Here is a 14,978-nt window from a genome sequence, read left to right as displayed (position 1 = left end):
ACTGATGACCAGACAGGACCAATGATGTTCCCCATCAGAATCGAAATCATCCCTGCCGAAGGAATCGTTGAGCAGGTCCAGGCCCTGGTGCCCCGGACCACCACGCTCAGCGTCACGTGCCTGCCGCACCACGGCATTGAGCGGACCATGCGCACCGCGGTGGAGGCGGCAGACCTCGGTTACACCGTGGTTCCGCACCTGGCCGCGCGGAGCATCCGCAGCCGCGCCGAGCTCACCGAGATCATCCGGGGCTGCAGCGCCGCCGGTATCGGTGAGGTGTTTGTCATCGGCGGCGACCGGAAACAACCGGCAGGCACCTACGACTCGGCCCTTCCGGTGCTGGAAGACATTGCCCAGTACACCGGCGGGACCATGCGGGCCGGAGTTGCCGGCTACCCGGAGGGCCATCCGCTGGCCAGCCCGCTGGACCTGCTGGACGGCCTGCTGGCCAAGCAGCACCTGGCCTCGCATGTGGTCACCCAGATGTGCTTCGTGGCGGGAAAAATCCATGACTACGCGGCACTGTTGCGCCGCGAAGGCGTGCGCCTGCCCCTCTGGGCGGGCGTGGCGGGGTCCGTCCCACGGACGAAGCTGGTGGCACTCGCCACGCAGATCGGCGTCGGAAGTTCCCTGAAATTCCTCAGCCGCAAGGGCCCGCTGGCCCGCAAACTCCTGAGCGGGGACCGCTACTCGCCGGACAGCCTGATCAGCGGGCTGGCAACACGGCCGGGCAACATTACCGGCATCCACCTTTACAGCTTCAACAGCCTGGCTTCGGCGCCGGACTATGGCGTCCACCCAGCGCCGGAACAGGCATCCCCTTCCGCAGCACTCCACCCAGCATTGATTCGAGGAGCAGCACGTGAGCACTAAATCCACTACTTCCCACCAGGAGCCGCATCTCGAGCGGCAACTGACCAACAGGCACATCCAGCTGATAGCCATTGGCGGCGCAATCGGCACGGGGCTGTTCATGGGCTCCGGCAAAACCATCTCCGCGGCCGGTCCGTCCGTCATTTTCGTCTACATGATCATCGGCTTCATGCTGTTCTTCGTCATGCGTGCCATGGGCGAACTGCTCCTGAGCAACCTGAACTACAAATCCTTCAGCGACTTCGCCGCGGACCTCCTTGGCCCCTGGGCAGGGTTCTTCACCGGCTGGACCTACTGGTTCTGCTGGGTGATCACCGGAATCGCGGACGTCATCGCGATCGCCGGCTACTCCAAGGAACTCTGGCCCGGCCTGCCGCTCTGGATCCCGGGCCTGGCCACCGTGGCCATCCTGCTGCTCCTCAACCTCGTCACCGTGAAGGCGTTCGGCGAGACCGAGTTCTGGTTCGCGCTGATCAAGATCATCGCCATCGCGGCGCTGATCATCGTGGGCATGTTCATGATCTTCACGGGCTTCCAATCCGACGCCGGCCCTGCCACCTTCACGAACCTGTGGAGCCACGGCGGCATGTTCCCGAACGAGTTCATGGGTTTTGTGGCCGGCTTCCAGATTGCGGTGTTCGCGTTTGTGGGCATTGAGCTGGTGGGCACCACGGCCGCCGAGGCCAAGGACCCGGAGAAGAACCTGCCCAAGGCCATCAACTCCATCCCCATCCGCGTGCTGCTCTTCTACGTGGGTGCCCTCATCGTCCTGATGTCCGTCACCCCGTGGACCCAGTTCCAGGCCGGCCACAGCCCGTTCATCGCCATGTTCTCCCTGGCCGGCCTCGGCGCCGCAGCCACCGTGGTGAACCTGGTGGTGCTCAGCTCCGCCATGTCCTCGGCCAACTCCGGCATCTACTCCACCTCCCGGATGGTGTACGGGCTGGCCCAGGAGGGCGACGCGCCCTCGGCCTTCGGTGCCCTGTCACGCCGCAAGGTTCCGCAGAACGCCCTGTTCCTCTCCTGCGTCCTGCTGCTCTCCGGCGTGATCCTGATGTACGCCGGCCAGGATATCGGCAAGGCCTTCGACATGGTGACCACCGTCTCCGCCGTCTGCTTCGTGTTCGTCTGGTCCATCATCCTGGCTAGCTACCTGGCGTTCCGCCGCCGCCGCCCGCACCTGCACGAGTCATCGAAGTACCGGATGCCCGGCGGCGTGCCCATGGTGTGGGCGGTGTTCGCGTTCTTCGCCTTCGTCCTGTGGGCCCTGACCACGCAGCCGGATACGCTCCTGGCGCTGCTGGCCACACCGGTATGGTTCGTCATCCTCGGCGTTGCGTGGCTGGCCATCCGCCGCCGCCCGGCCCACCTTGCCCGCTACGCGGAGTTCCAGGCCGACCTTGCGCGGGAAGCGGAAACGTCCAAGGCCAGGGAACTGGAGAAGGTGCAGAAATGAGCACGGCCACCACGATCACCCCCAACATTCCCGCGACCACCCCTGCACACGATGCGGCGGCGCCGGACCCGGCCGCCGCCGTCGAACATGTCCTGACGGTTGACTGCGTTGAATCACCCGGGATTGTCCACGCGATCTCCGCCTTCCTGCTGGAGCAGGGGTGCGACATCATCGACATCAAGCAGTACGGTGACAAGGCGCAGGGGCACTTCTTCATGCGGGTGCACTTCTCCTCCGGGTCTCCGGCCGCCGGGCAGCCCGCCGGCACTGAAGAGCTTCGCAGCGGCTTCACGCCCGTTGCGGAGAACTGGCAGATGAACTGGCAGCTGGAACCGCACGGCCGGAAGCGCCGGGTGCTGGTGATGGTATCCAAGATGGGGCACTGCCTCAATGACCTGCTGTTCCGGGCGCGGACGGGCGATATCCCGGTGGAGATCGTGGCTGTCGTCTCCAACCACCGCGACCAGGAGGGCCTGGTCCAGTGGCACGGCATTCCGTTCTTCCACGTACCCGTCACCAAGGACACCAAGGCCGACGCCGAGTCCCGGCTCCTGGAGCTCGTTGAGGCGTTCGACGTGGAACTGGTGGTCCTGGCCCGCTACATGCAGGTCCTGAGCGACGATCTTTCAGCCAGGCTGGCGGGGAAAACCATCAACATCCACCACTCGTTCCTGCCGAGCTTCAAGGGCGCGAAGCCCTATCACCAGGCGTACGAGCGCGGCGTCAAGACCGTGGGTGCCACTGCCCACTACGTCAACGCGGAATTGGACGAGGGCCCCATCATCTCGCAGCAGGTCATCGAGGTGGACCACACCTACACTGCCGATGACCTGGTGGCCGTGGGCCGGGATGCTGAGTGCGTGGCGCTGCGGAACGCGGTCCGCTGGCACTGCGAGGGCCGGATCCTGCTGCTGGGCAACCGCACCGTCGTCCTGCGGTAGGTTCCGCCGTCGCGCGTCTCGCCTTAGGCAGGTGGACCGATTGTTGACTGCCCCGCCAGCAACCGGCAACGATGAGGTATGACTGACTCCGGTGCGGGCCGGAAACGGCGGATAACAACCTGGATTAGTGCGCTGGCCGTGTTGGGCGCATGGCTTTCGAAGTCATACCGGTGGTTCAGGTGGCCCGCACTTTTGGAGCTGTGGGGCCAGGGATCTTGTTGGAGGTTCCTAGGGCCAGTCGGCAAGGCGGAACTGTACGGGCTGCATGATTCCGAGCAGGAGGTCGCCTGTCCATTCGGCCACACTGCGCTGGCGGTCATCGGGCGGGTCGGGAATCAGCGGCTGCCGGGGGTCCTCGAACGCCGTCTCCCGTGGAGCGTCGCTTGAGCTTTTCATGGTTCCCCCTCGGAGTGGTTGTGAAGCCACACTAGGCAGGCGGCAATGCCATGGGAAGGGGGTTTACCTGCCGACGGGATAAGCTTCGCAAATCTTGAGGAACTCCCTTAAGGCAAACGGGCGACGGCGGGAGGTCCCGTCGTCGCCCGTTTGCTGGCTGTTTCCCCGGGACGTTGGCTGGTCCCCGCGGTGTTGCCTAGTCTTCGTACGTGTTGGCGATGTAGACATCGCAGGGCGCGTTGTGCGCGACGCTGTTGGCCACGCTGCCCAGGAGACGGCCGATGCCGCGCATCCTCCGGTTGCCCACCACGATCAGCCGGGCGTCCAGGCGCATGGCTTCCTTGATGAGGGAGTCAGCGGGTTTTCCGCGGGCGGCGAAGTGGGTGACCTCCACTCCCGGCCGCGTGTCGGCCAGCGATTTCGCGACGTTTTCTGAGGCATCGGAGTTCCAGACCCTCACCTCGTCCGAGCCGACGCCGAAGGTCTCGGAACGGTCGACGTCGAATGCTGTCACCACGTGAAGCGAAGCTCCCAGCGCCTTTGCAAGGTCCAGCGCTTTCTCAGCGGCCTTCAATGCCGAGGGGCTGCCGTCCACCCCTACTACCACTACTCCACTCATGCCTGGCTCCTTTGCTCGTGTACTTTCAGCGTTCACTGCCCAGTCTAGGGAAGTTCGGGCTGACGCCCTCCCTCAATTTGCGGATGGCATCGCTTTCGAGCCCGCTCAGGGCTTCCGGCTACTTGGGCAGGCCGGGTCATTTTCTTGCCGTCGCGGAGGGCACGCGCGACCTGTTGGTTCAGGGGAGGCTAGAGCCCGGCACAGGCGAACGCTTTGCCAAAGAACGCCCCCGGCCCGTCCGCGGCCGCTTGGGCTTCCGCTTCGGACGTATGCCGCTGCAGGGTTGGTCTCGGCGCGGCGGCAGGTCAGGGACGGGCATGCAAGAACTTGTCTATTGCATCTTCCGCTGGGGACTGCCCGATGTAAGCAAGATCCGGAGGACAACAAGGTGGGCCACCGCGCACTGTCTGCAGTTGTTCCGGGTTCCCTGGCCACCAGGGTGGTTCCCAGTCGCGATGTTCGGCTTTGTAGTGGCGGCCGGCGGGTGAGATCCAGCCGGGCGGATCGTTTTCGGCTGCTGGAATGGGTGTCCAGCCGCTCGCATGTTTGAGGCGGTGGTGTTTGGGGCAGAGTTGGGCCAGGTTGCTGATGCCGGTGGTTCCGCCGTGCTGCCAGGCGGTGAGGTGGTCGGATTCGTTGTCGAGTGAATGGTTGTTGCAGCCGGGGAAGGTGCACTTTTCGTCGCGGAGGCGGAGTGCTTGTTTCATGGCTTTGGTGAGGCGGTAGCTGGTGCGGCCGATTTCAAGGGGTGCGCCGTCGCGGGGGTCCACCAGGACGCGGTGGAACGAGATGGCGCCGTCGGCGACAAGTTTGCGGGCCATGGAGGCGGGAATGGGGCCGTACCCGTCCAGGTTTGCGGGTTCGTCGGTGAGGCCGAGCAGGGCGAACACCGGGACTGTGACGAGGACGTCCGCCTTGGGCGCCGGGACCTCGCCCAGTCGCGCAACGTTCCCGTTTGCAGGGGCCGCGTTTGCATGTGCAGCGTCCTCGTGTGCTGTGCCCCTGGTGCTGCTGCTGCGCGTGCCCGGTGTGCTGAGCAGCAGGCTTGCGGCGGTGTCGGGGCGGAGCTGGGTGAGGGTGCGGGACTCAGTGGGGCCTTGGAGTCCGCGGGCGAGGGCGGTGGTGCGGTTCCAGATGGCGGATGCGGTGTCACCGGGGAGGTACAGCGAGAGCCAGGCCATGCCGTCGCGGTCAGCGGAATATTCCATCCGCCGGTCCGCTGCTGCCTTGGCGTGGCGCCTTTCGAGGGATTCGGGGTGGTGGCGTTCGCGCCAGGCACGCACCTTTGCCCGGAACCGTGACGGGACCAGGTCACCGGGTGCGGCTCCGCGGGCCGGGTGGGGCGCGTCCGCGTCCAGGAAATGTGCGACCATGGCGGCGCCCGCGGGGCCAAGGCTGTGGGTTTCGTCGGCGAGGATTTTGGCGTGCTGCCAGGAGATGGTCCCGGCGGACAGGGCGGCCAGGGCCACAGGAAGGGAACACAGCTGCCGGGCTTGGCTGATGAGCGCCCCGGCAGCGGCGGAGCTTACGGTCAGGACACCGGCGATTTCCTCGATAATGGACATTTCCTGGAAAGACCTGTCCTGCAGGGAGGCGTTCGGCGGGGTCATGGCGTGTTGGAGTTCGAGGATCTCCGCCGCGTCCCGGGCCTTGGCCGCGGCCAGTTGTGCTTCCAGCCGCGATACAACCGCCAGGCGCTCCAGCCGGTTATCGATCTTGTGCTGCAAGACATCCACAACAGGGGCCGGGCCGGCGGGAGCAGCAGGACCAGAATCAGTAGCAGGACCGGAACCAGCAGCAGTCACAGCATCCAGCCGGGCTTCCTCGAGGAACAGCGCGTTAAGGGCGCCAGCAGAGGCATGAATACCCTCCATCACCACTGCAGTTCCCGCGTTAGTCCCCGCGCCGTTTCCCATACCCACATCCTCGCGGGAGGGTCTGACATTCTTCCTTGGCAAGCAAGCAGGGCAAGCAGGCAGGGCAAGTACGCAGCTAGCGCCGGGAACCTATGCAGCTAGCGCCGGGAACCGGGGTTGGCCAGCGGGATGATTTCCAGCCGCGTCGCCGGGCCCAGAATTACCAGGACGTGCCGGGCGGTGACGCCTTCCAGCGCCGCAGCGATCCGCGGAATGACGTCGCCGGCCGGGGTCGAAGTTTCCGCCGCAGCAGGCGTAGCCGCAGCAGGCGCACCCGCAGCAATGCCACCCGCCGCGGTACCAGCCCAGCCGGAACCAGTCCCGGCGGAGGCCGGACCCGCCTCCGGAAGTGCGGAGCCGCCGTCGTCCGCCCGGAGCCATAAGGTGACCCTGGCACCGCCCGTGGCCTCAGCGATGCCCCTTGCCAAAGCCTCCGCATCAGCCTGGTGCGCAGTGACCAGCGTGACTGCCTCGATGGTGTGTTTCCTGGCGGGCCGCGCAGCGGCGAGGAGGGCACGGTGGTGCCGCCACAGCGCGAAGTGGTAGCCCGCTACGAGGCCGGCGGCCACCAGGAGCCCGAACGGAGCCCGGATGCGGTCCAGGAGGCTGCCGCCGGTGACGTCCCCGAGCAGGAATTCGAAGAGCCGGTAACCGATCACCAGGAGCGTGATGAGTGCAACCACCGCGCTGACCCCAAAGAACGCGATGAGGTAGACGCGGCGTCCGGGCGGAATATCCTCGGCAGCCTGCGGCTGTTGCAGGGGCTTCCACGCCAGCCACCAGACAGGCCCGCCCACCAGGAGGGAACTGATGCCGCCGAGCAGCAGGGTGCGCGTGGCCCCTCCCGCCAGCGGCGACACTGCCGCAGCCAGCAGCGCGTTCACAACAACGCCCACCCCGGACGCGGCGGCAGCGAGGGCCACGGCCGACGTGACCAGCAGGCTTGCCCGCATGGTGCCGGGGGAACGGCGGATCGAGGCCGTGCGGTGATACCGCCACACCAGCGCCCCCACGAGCGCCGCGGCAATGGCCGGGGCCAACGGCTCGAGCAGCTCGTTCAGGGGATTGTTCCGGTCGAACGCCAGGCGCAGGAACACAAACAGGACCACGCCCGCGCCGCCAAGGGCAGTGATGCCGGCAGCGAAAATCCCGACGGCGATCATGATGACGTCAACGAGGCCCGTCTGGAACCGGCGTCCGCCCTCCCTGAACCAGTGCCACCACCACACGATGGCCCCGCCGGCCGCCCACACCAGCGAACGGAGCACGGAGTACCACCAGGGTTCAACGGTGACGGTCAGCGGGAAGCCGCGAATGGCGACGTCGAACAGCCCGCCCAGGGCTGCGATCCCGGCGCCGGCGCCGAGCAGCAGGCCGAACACGGACCCGACGACGGCCCGCACGTCCTCCAGGTGCGCCGTGGGCTTCGTGGGGTGTTTCCACATCCACCGGTGCCAGACCAGGATGGCTGCCCACACGATGCCGTTGGCGAGCATGGGGGCCCAATCGTTGCCCCGCTGCCCTATGAACGACGTTGCCAGCCCCAGGAAGGAAATGGTGAAGATGATGAGCGAGACACCGTACATGGCGGTGATATAGAGGCCCCAGCCGGCAGCGGTGCGTTCGGCCCCATCATCGAGCCGCCGCCAGACAAACCACCACGAAAGCAGGGCAAGCGGGCCGCCGATCAGGGTAAATGCCAAGGACCGGGCGAGCCCAGCCACGTCCGTGGAGGCCAGGACGGCCCCCGACGTGAACAGGCGTTCCAGCAGTCCGCTGAGGCCGGAGGCCGCGATCACCACCAGGGCAAACAGCAGGGCGTACTGGATCAGCCGGCGCAGGGTGGCCTGGGCGTGCCCCGACGCCGGGGCCGTCACCTCCGCGGGGGACGTCATGGCTTCACCGGCGTTCCCGAACAGGCCATCAGCATGTAGGGGGCCTGGCTGATCTTCCAGTTCCCGTTCTCCTTTACCAAAGTGAAGATGTCTTCCATCTCATACTCTGAGGGGCCGAAGGGGCCGTCCTGGTACGAGCTCACCATGGAGACCTTCACGGTGGCGGACTGGTCCCGCTCCGACGTTGACACCAGGACCACACGGGCGGGGCGGGGCTCGCCGGAGAAGGAGCCGCGGCAAGCCGTCCGGGCAGAACCGGTGAGGTAGGTCTCTGCAGTCGCCACGTCGCCGTCGATCACCGCCGTGCTGTAACGCTGGACAACGCCTGCCGGGCTGGCCTCGTCCAGCGGCGCGGGGTCTCCGCGGGAAAACACCACGGCAAGGGCAACCGCCACCAGCACGCCGATGATGCCTAGCAGCACGAGGATGATCCGGTCCGGTTTTCGCGCTGCATCAGTCATGGCGCAAGTATGCCGTTTTTGGACTACTTCCGCTGGTGTCTTTAGGCCCGACTCTTCCTGTTCACTTTTCCGCAACCGTGGGGTCCTCAGGTGTTATTGCGCGCCGACAATTCTTGTCACGCACACTCTGCCCCAACCCAACAACCGGGCAGTGAATCCCCCAGCTGTATCAAGGAGAACTTCGTGTTCGTGAAAAGCGCCGTCACCGCCCTCGTTGCCCTGGCATCCCTGACAGGGACCGCCGCGGCCCCCGCGGCCATTGCCCAGCCTTCCAGCCCTTCACCGGTCCTGGGACAGCCGCTGGCCGCCGCCCACGCCCACAATGACTACGAGCATGACCGGCCCCTTTTTGATGCTCTGGAACACGGCTTCACCAGTGTTGAAGCCGACGTCTGGCTGGTGGACGGCGAACTGCTGGTGGCGCACGACCTCGAGGATGTGAAGGCCGGCGTCACGCTCGAAAGCCTCTACCTTGACCCGCTGGAAGACCTGGTCCGCGGCCAGCAGGGCCACAGCGTATACCCGGGGTGGGACGGCAGCCTGCAGCTCCTCATCGACATCAAGAGCGAAGGCGAGGCCACCTACGCCGCCATCGAACAGGAGCTCGCCGAGCACCGCGACATCATGAGCCGCTACAGCCAGGGCAAAACCAAGACCGGTCCCGTCACCGCCGTAATCAGCGGAAACCGTCCGCTGGCCACCATGCAGGCGCAGGACCAGAGGTTCGGGTTCTACGACGGCCGCGCCGCCGACCTCACCTCCGGCATGCCGGCCGAGCTCATGCCCCTGGTCAGCAACAACTGGACCAAGCTCTTCACCTGGCAGGGCGTCGGACCCATGCCGGAGGCCGAACGCACCAAGCTGCACGCCTACGTTGCCGAAGCCCACTCCAACGGCTACCGCGTCCGCTTCTGGGCCACCCCGGACCAGGCCGGCCCGGCCCGGGACGCGCTGTGGAACGAGCTTGTCGACGCCGGAGTGGACCACATCAACACGGATGACCTCGCGGGGCTGCAGCAGTTCCTGACGGCCCGCACGCAGTAACCGCCCCCTGCCAAAGACAGGAACCACCCATGGCCTTGAAGACCCTTCCAACAACGACGGCGGCAGCCCTCCTTGCGCTCGGCCTCCTTGCGTCCCAGCCGGCACACGCCGCCGACAACACCCCCAAAGAGGCCGACGGGCAGGATGCCTTCAGCTTCGGCGTTATTGGCGACATCCCCTACGGCGAACAGGAAATCGCGAAATTCCCTGCCCGCATCCAGGACCTCAACGCGGACCGCAGCCTTGATTTCGTGGCCCACGTCGGTGACATCAAGAACGGATCGTCCGTCTGCTCGGACGGGTATTTTGCCTTCATCCGCGAGCAGTTCGACACCTTCGAGCTCCCGCTGGTGTTCACGCCGGGCGACAACGAGTGGGTGGACTGCCACCGCGCCAACAACGGCGCCTACAACCCGCTCGAACGGCTGGACAAGCTGAGGGAAGTGTTCTTCAACGAACCCGGCAAGACCCTCGGCGCCACAATGCCGGTCAAATCCCAGGAGGCCCTCGGTCTTCCGGAAAATGTCCGCTTCACCGAGAACCGGGTTGCCTTTTCGGTGGTGAACGTCCAGGGCAGCAACAACTCGCTCCAGCCCTGGAGCGGCCTCGGAGAAACCGCCGTGACGCCCGAACAACAGGCCGAAGTGGAGTACCGCACCGAGGCTGTCCTGGCGCAGATCCGTGCAACTTTCAGCGACGCCGCCCGGCGCAACGACAGGGCCGTGGTGCTGATGACCCAGGCCGACATGTTCGACCCCTCGCTGCTCGCTGCCGCCTCGGCCAATCCGGCGGTAGTCTCCGGCTTCCGGGAGATCGTGGACGCCATCGTTGAGGAAACCAACCGGTTCGACGGCCCGGTTTACCTCATCAACGGCGACAGCCACGTCTTCGCGGAGAACCAGCCCCTGGCGCCGGGCTCGCCGTGGCTGGACATCTACGGCCAGGCGGAAGCCGCCGACGACCTTCAGCGCGTCACGGTGGACGGCTCTGCCAATGCCACCAACTATGTCCGGTTCACGACGTCAGGGAACAGTGCGGGCGGCCCGGTCCTGTCATGGGAAAAGGTCCCCTACACCCAGTAGCCCCACACTTCTGAAGCGGACGACGGCGGGAGGTCCCGCCGTCGTCCGCTTGCTTCCTGAACGCGGCAAGAGAGGGAGCCTGCCGCCCTGTCCTGGTGCCCTGTTCAATGCCCCTGTATCAGGTGGTTCTGCAGGACATAGACGGTCCGCTGGGCGCACTGCTTGATCCGCCGGAGATGGGCCGCCGCGATCAGGGGCAGGGCCACGGCCGGGTCCGCACTCCCGGCTTGGCGGCGCAGGGCCTGCTCGAGTTCGGCGGCATACGTTGCCAGCCTCTCGGCACCCACCATCTGGCTGGAGGTCTTCAGGCTCAGGACCGCGTCCATGGAGCCCGCCACGTCACCGGTGGTGAGCGAAAGCCGCACTTTTTGCAGCCGCTGGGGCATTTGCGCAATGAAGTTCTCCACAAAGACTTTCCATACGCCCTCGTCGTCCTTGAGATCGTCACGCAGCCGTTCGAGTACGGCGGGGTCCAGGAGTGGCCGGGCATAGGCGTCCGGCTGAGTCACGGCAGAGCCTCCGTGCCATTCATGACCGCCCCTTCACAGCCGGAACACCCGCGGTGTTTGTACGCAGGACTTTTGAAGGACGGTACGTGCCGGGAGGGTGGAGGGCACGAGTGGTGGGTACTCGAATTTTCGCGGGTACTGCTCGTGCCCGCCACCGTCGTCCTTCCTTGCGTCCCTCCGGTAGCCTGTTGCAATGGTGAGTGGAATGGCCGATTTGGGCGCGGAGGCGATCCTGCTTGCCGGAGCAGGGCGGGCCATTCTGCTGCAGCTTGCCGAGCCGGGGGTGGCGCGGGGCGTCGCCGAGCACAGCACGTTCACGGACCGTCCCATCAACAGGCTCAAGGGCACCCTGACGTACGTCTACGCCGTGGTTTACGGCACCGACGAGCAGGTGAAGGAAGTCCGCCGGAGGGTCAACCGCGCCCACGCACCTGTGCGCCGGGCTGCCGATGACAAGTCCCCGGGGTACAACGCGTACGACGCCGGGCTGCAGCTGTGGGTGACCGCGACGCTTTATGACACCGCGCTGACCATTATCGAGAAGGTCTATGGTCCACTCGACGACGAGTCTGCCGACGCCATGTACCGCGATTACGCGAAGCTGGGCACGGCCCTGCAGCTGCCCGGGCAGATGTGGCCGGAGGACAGGGCTGCTTTCGGACACTACTGGGATGAGAAGATGCGTGCACTGCGGGCTGATGAGAATGCCGTGCGCTTTGGCCGCGGACTCCTGTATCCGAAGCGGGCAGCGCTGTGGTACCTCGCCATCATGCCCTTCGCCAGGTTCCTCACCGCAGGCCTCCTGCCGGACCAGTTGCGCCAAGACTTCGGCCTGGCCTGGAGCCACCGCCATGAGCGCCGCTTCAACCGCACTTTCAAGATCCTGGCGTTGACCTATCCGAAGCTGCCCGTGGGCATCCGGCACTGGTTCAAGGACTACTGCCTGAACCAGCTCGACATCAGCTCCCGCCAGGCAATGGCTGCGTAGTCCCACCCCGCTGGAGTCGGCGTGGGCGCCGTCGGGCCTGGCGGTATTCGGTCATGCGGGCGCCCCTAGTATTTGATGGCTGTTTTGGTCGGCAGGACTGGACTGCGCCCGGCTGTAGCGGCTTGCGGGACGGTCCAGGCCGAAATGCCCACGCAGTGTCCGGCCCGTGTACTCGGTGCGGAAGAGGCCGCGGGACTGCAGTATGGGAACCACTTCCTCCGCGAAGGACTCGAAGCCGCCGGGCAGCCACGGCGGCATGATGTTGAATCCGTCGGCTGCGCCGTCCTCAAACCAGCGCTGGATCTCGTCCGCCACCTGTACCGGGGTTCCGGCGAAGACATAATGCCCGCGGGCCCCGGCAAACCGGTGAAGGAGCTGGCGCACAGTGGGGCCCTCCCGCCGGATGACGTCAAGAACCAGCTGGCTGCGGCTTCCCGCTTGCCCTGCTTCAGCCAGGAGCCCGGCAGGGAAGGGCTCATCCAGCTTCACGCCGTCCAGGTCAACGCCGAGCAGCTTGCGCAGGATGCCCAGCCCGTACTCCGGCTGCGTCAGCTCGTCGAACTCCTGCTTCAGGGCGCGGGCCTCCGCCTCGGTGGAGCCCAGGTAGGGGCTGATGCCCGGCAGCACCAGGAGGTGCCCCGGGTCCCGGCCGTTCGCCGCGGCCTGCGCCTTGATGTCCGCATAGAACCCCTGCGCGCTTTGCAGGGTCTGGTGGGCGGTAAACACAGCCTCGGCGTGCCGGGCAGCGAAGGCCTTGCCGTCAGCGGATGACCCGGCCTGCACGAACACCGGCCTGCCCTGCGGGGAACGCGGGGTGTTCAGCGGACCCTCCACGCGGAAGTACCTGCCCTCATGCTCTACCGGATGGATCCGGGAGGCGTCAGCGAAGATCCCGGTGTCAGTGTCGGCAACCACCGCCCCGTCCTCCCAGCTGTCCCACAGTTTGCCGGCCACACGGACAAACTCGTCCGCGCGGGCGTAGCGCTCCGCGTGCGGCGGGTGCTCGTCCAGCCCGAAGTTCCGGGCCGCGCCTTCCGCTCCGGTGGTGACGATGTTCCAGCCCGCCCGGCCGTTGCTGAGGTGGTCCAGCGACGCGAACAGCCGTGCCGCGTTGTACGGCTCCAGGTAGGTGGTGCTGGCGGTGCCGATCAGGCCGATCCGTTCCGTGGCGACGGCAATCGCTGACAGCCAGGTGAACGGCTCCAGCCGGAACCGGGTGGCGTACTGCACGTTGCTCTCCAGCGCGGGACCGTCCGCGAAGAACACCGCATCCAGCTTGGCCGCCTCAGCGCGCTGGGCCAGCTCCTGGTAGAAACGGATATCCAGCAGGCGGTCCGTCCGGGACTTCGGGTGCCGCCAGGCGGCCTCGTGGTGGCCGCCCGGGTAGATGAACAGGTTGAGTTTCAGCTGCCGGCCCATCAGAATGCACCGCCGATCGAGGCCAGTTCGGCCGCCGCCGCACCCGCGAAGCGGTTCTCCGGACGGGCCAGGCCGTAGTGCTCGCGCAGGGTGGCCCCGCTGTATTCGGTGCGGAACAGGCCGCGCTCCTGCAGGATGGGCACCACCTGGTCCACGAATGCTTCCAGGCCCGAGGGGAGCACCGGCGGCATGATGTTGAAGCCGTCTGCCGCGCCGCCGTCGAACCATTCCTGGATGGCGTCCGCCACCTGTATTGGGGTGCCGGTGAAGGTGCGGTGGCCGCGGCCTCCGCCCAGCCGGCCGATGAGCTGCCGCACCGTGAGCTGCTCCCTGCGGGCGAGCTGGACGATCAGGGTGTAGCGGCTCTTGGCCCCCTCGATCTCGTCCTCGCCGGGCAGGTCCTCGGGCAGCTGGCGGTCCAGGGGCAGGTCCTCCGGTGCCACCCGGAGCGTCTTGGCCAGCTGGATCCTGGCGTACTCGGGCTTGATCAGCCGGTCCAGTTCCCGCTCCAGCTCCAGTGACTCTTCCTCCGTGGCGCCGATGACCGGCACGATGCCCGGAAGGATCTTGATGGCCTCCGGGTCGCGGCCGGCGGCGGCGGCGGTGCGGGCCTTCAAATCGCGGTAGAACTCCTGCGCGTCGGCGAGGGTCTGGTGCGCGGTGAAGACGGCGTCCGCGTACCGGGCGGCGAGTTTCTTGCCGTCCTCGGAGGATCCGGCCTGCACAATCAGCGGATGCCCCTGCGGCGGGCGGGGGACGTTGAGGGGGCCGCGGACCTTGAAGTGCTTGCCCTCGTGGTCGATCACGCGGATCTTTTCGGCGTCGCCCCAGACGCCCTCCGCCTTGTCCGCGGGCACGGCGTCGTCCTGCCAGCTGTCCCACAGCTTCTGCGCCACCTCGATAAACTCTGCGGCACGTTCGTACCGGGTAGCGTGGGCGGGCTGGTCGTCCACGCCGAAGTTGCGGGCGGCGTCCGGACCGGCGGTGGTGACCACATTCCAGCCGGCGCGGCCACCGCTCACCCAGTCCACGGAGGCGAAGCGGCGGGCCAGGTTGAAGGGATCGTTGTAGGTGGTGGAGGCCGTGGCGATCAGCCCGATGCGTTCCGTGGCGCCGGCGATGGCGGTCAGCAGCACCGTGGGCTCGAGCTTGCCGGCCGGGCGGCGGCCCACCTCGCCGAAAAGGACGGGTGAGTCGGCGAAGAAGATGGAGTCCAGCTTGCCGCGTTCGGCGGTGCGGGCCAGTTGCCTGTAGTGCTCCACGTTGGTGTTGGAATGCGGGTCGCTTTCGGGCAGCCGCCACGATGCCTCGTGGTGGCCGGTGCTCATCAGGAAGGCGTTGAGGTGGAGTTGGCGGTAGGGACGAGTGGTGGCAGTCAT

General features: G+C 66.6%; 14 protein-coding genes. 6 read left to right on the top strand and 8 right to left on the bottom strand.

Translation table 11 applies throughout. From position 1 onward, the window contains the following. Positions 1–21 precede the first annotated feature (21 nt). From C3B78_RS17070 to purU, 3 genes are read left to right on the top strand one after another with little or no spacing between them, the layout of a single operon-like run. Positions 22–873 carry a methylenetetrahydrofolate reductase gene (locus C3B78_RS17070; protein ID WP_104999113.1) on the top strand — a complete coding sequence of 284 codons (852 nt, stop codon included), beginning with the start codon at positions 22–24 and terminating at the stop codon, positions 871–873. Further along, positions 863–2,329 (top strand): D-serine/D-alanine/glycine transporter, encoded by a 1,467-nt coding sequence (cycA, locus tag C3B78_RS17065; protein ID WP_104999112.1) that lies wholly within the window; start codon positions 863–865, stop codon positions 2,327–2,329. Before C3B78_RS17070 ends, cycA begins: the two co-directional genes overlap by 11 nt. Next, the gene (gene purU, locus C3B78_RS17060) at positions 2,326–3,270 is read left to right on the top strand and encodes a formyltetrahydrofolate deformylase (RefSeq protein ID WP_104999111.1); all 945 of its coding nucleotides are present in this window, start codon (positions 2,326–2,328) and stop codon (positions 3,268–3,270) included. The genes cycA and purU overlap by 4 nt, the downstream gene beginning before the upstream one ends. A gap of 228 nt (positions 3,271–3,498) precedes the next feature. Here purU and C3B78_RS19770 read toward each other — a convergent pair whose 3' ends face one another. From C3B78_RS19770 to C3B78_RS17040, 5 genes are all read right to left on the bottom strand, one after another. Then, complete coding sequence (locus tag C3B78_RS19770; protein WP_158677279.1) at positions 3,499–3,666, bottom strand: hypothetical protein; 168 nt, start codon at positions 3,664–3,666, stop codon at positions 3,499–3,501. 196 nt (positions 3,667–3,862) lie between these two features. Further along, positions 3,863–4,285 carry a universal stress protein gene (locus tag C3B78_RS17055; protein WP_104999110.1) on the bottom strand — a complete coding sequence of 141 codons (423 nt, stop codon included), beginning with the start codon at positions 4,283–4,285 and terminating at the stop codon, positions 3,863–3,865. A gap of 305 nt (positions 4,286–4,590) precedes the next feature. Continuing rightward, a complete protein-coding gene (locus tag C3B78_RS17050) occupies positions 4,591–6,201 on the bottom strand; it encodes an HNH endonuclease signature motif containing protein (RefSeq protein ID WP_104999109.1) in 1,611 nt (536 codons plus the stop codon). Positions 6,202–6,299: 98 nt separating this feature from the next. Beyond that, the gene (locus C3B78_RS17045; RefSeq protein WP_104999108.1) at positions 6,300–8,096 is read right to left on the bottom strand and encodes a DUF5671 domain-containing protein; all 1,797 of its coding nucleotides are present in this window, start codon (positions 8,094–8,096) and stop codon (positions 6,300–6,302) included. After that, on the bottom strand, positions 8,093–8,557 hold the full coding sequence (locus C3B78_RS17040; RefSeq protein WP_104999107.1) for a hypothetical protein: 465 nt from the start codon (positions 8,555–8,557) through the stop codon (positions 8,093–8,095). Before C3B78_RS17040 ends, C3B78_RS17045 begins: the two co-directional genes overlap by 4 nt. A gap of 183 nt (positions 8,558–8,740) precedes the next feature. Here C3B78_RS17040 and C3B78_RS17035 point away from each other — a divergent pair, with 183 nt between their 5' ends. Together C3B78_RS17035 and C3B78_RS17030 are read left to right on the top strand one after the other, a co-directional pair. After that, positions 8,741–9,601, top strand: a complete 861-nt coding sequence (locus tag C3B78_RS17035) for a phosphatidylinositol-specific phospholipase C/glycerophosphodiester phosphodiesterase family protein (RefSeq protein WP_104999106.1) — start codon at positions 8,741–8,743, stop codon at positions 9,599–9,601. Positions 9,602–9,630: 29 nt separating this feature from the next. After that, complete coding sequence (locus tag C3B78_RS17030; RefSeq protein ID WP_104999105.1) at positions 9,631–10,683, top strand: metallophosphoesterase; 1,053 nt, start codon at positions 9,631–9,633, stop codon at positions 10,681–10,683. 104 nt (positions 10,684–10,787) lie between these two features. On the opposite strand, the gene C3B78_RS17025 is transcribed toward C3B78_RS17030, so the two are convergent. Further along, positions 10,788–11,192 carry an Hpt domain-containing protein gene (locus C3B78_RS17025; RefSeq protein WP_104999104.1) on the bottom strand — a complete coding sequence of 135 codons (405 nt, stop codon included), beginning with the start codon at positions 11,190–11,192 and terminating at the stop codon, positions 10,788–10,790. 193 nt (positions 11,193–11,385) lie between these two features. On the opposite strand from C3B78_RS17025, the gene C3B78_RS17020 reads away from it, so the two are divergent. Continuing rightward, a complete protein-coding gene (locus C3B78_RS17020; protein WP_104999103.1) occupies positions 11,386–12,180 on the top strand; it encodes an oxygenase MpaB family protein in 795 nt (264 codons plus the stop codon). A 51-nt stretch (positions 12,181–12,231) separates the two neighbouring features. On the opposite strand, the gene C3B78_RS17015 is transcribed toward C3B78_RS17020, so the two are convergent. Together C3B78_RS17015 and C3B78_RS17010 are read right to left on the bottom strand one after the other, a co-directional pair. Further along, entirely contained in the window at positions 12,232–13,599 is a 1,368-nt protein-coding gene (locus C3B78_RS17015) for an LLM class flavin-dependent oxidoreductase (protein WP_199775276.1), read from the bottom strand. Next, the gene (locus tag C3B78_RS17010) at positions 13,599–14,978 is read right to left on the bottom strand and encodes an LLM class flavin-dependent oxidoreductase (protein WP_104999102.1); all 1,380 of its coding nucleotides are present in this window, start codon (positions 14,976–14,978) and stop codon (positions 13,599–13,601) included. The genes C3B78_RS17015 and C3B78_RS17010 overlap by 1 nt, the downstream gene beginning before the upstream one ends.

The sequence above is a fragment of the Arthrobacter sp. PGP41 genome (assembly GCF_002953935.1).
In the GTDB taxonomy this organism is placed as follows: domain Bacteria; phylum Actinomycetota; class Actinomycetes; order Actinomycetales; family Micrococcaceae; genus Arthrobacter.
The sequence above is the reverse complement of the archived record's forward strand: the minus strand, read 5'-3'. Positions and strand labels throughout refer to the sequence as shown.

What these genes read in the sequence shown, in the direction of transcription:
- purU (WP_104999111.1), top strand. Translation starts at nt 2,326, where the DNA reads ATGAGCACGGCCACCACGATCACCCCCAACATTCCCGCGACCACCCCT.
- C3B78_RS17030 (WP_104999105.1), top strand. Translation starts at nt 9,631, where the DNA reads ATGGCCTTGAAGACCCTTCCAACAACGACGGCGGCAGCCCTCCTTGCG.
- C3B78_RS17015 (WP_199775276.1), bottom strand. Translation starts at nt 13,599, where the DNA reads ATGGGCCGGCAGCTGAAACTCAACCTGTTCATCTACCCGGGCGGCCAC.
- C3B78_RS19770 (WP_158677279.1), bottom strand. Translation starts at nt 3,666, where the DNA reads ATGAAAAGCTCAAGCGACGCTCCACGGGAGACGGCGTTCGAGGACCCC.
- C3B78_RS17050 (WP_104999109.1), bottom strand. Translation starts at nt 6,201, where the DNA reads ATGGGAAACGGCGCGGGGACTAACGCGGGAACTGCAGTGGTGATGGAG.
- C3B78_RS17070 (WP_104999113.1), top strand. Translation starts at nt 22, where the DNA reads ATGATGTTCCCCATCAGAATCGAAATCATCCCTGCCGAAGGAATCGTT.
- C3B78_RS17055 (WP_104999110.1), bottom strand. Translation starts at nt 4,285, where the DNA reads ATGAGTGGAGTAGTGGTAGTAGGGGTGGACGGCAGCCCCTCGGCATTG.
- C3B78_RS17010 (WP_104999102.1), bottom strand. Translation starts at nt 14,978, where the DNA reads ATGACTGCCACCACTCGTCCCTACCGCCAACTCCACCTCAACGCCTTC.
- C3B78_RS17045 (WP_104999108.1), bottom strand. Translation starts at nt 8,096, where the DNA reads ATGACGTCCCCCGCGGAGGTGACGGCCCCGGCGTCGGGGCACGCCCAG.
- C3B78_RS17020 (WP_104999103.1), top strand. Translation starts at nt 11,386, where the DNA reads ATGGTGAGTGGAATGGCCGATTTGGGCGCGGAGGCGATCCTGCTTGCC.
- C3B78_RS17040 (WP_104999107.1), bottom strand. Translation starts at nt 8,557, where the DNA reads ATGACTGATGCAGCGCGAAAACCGGACCGGATCATCCTCGTGCTGCTA.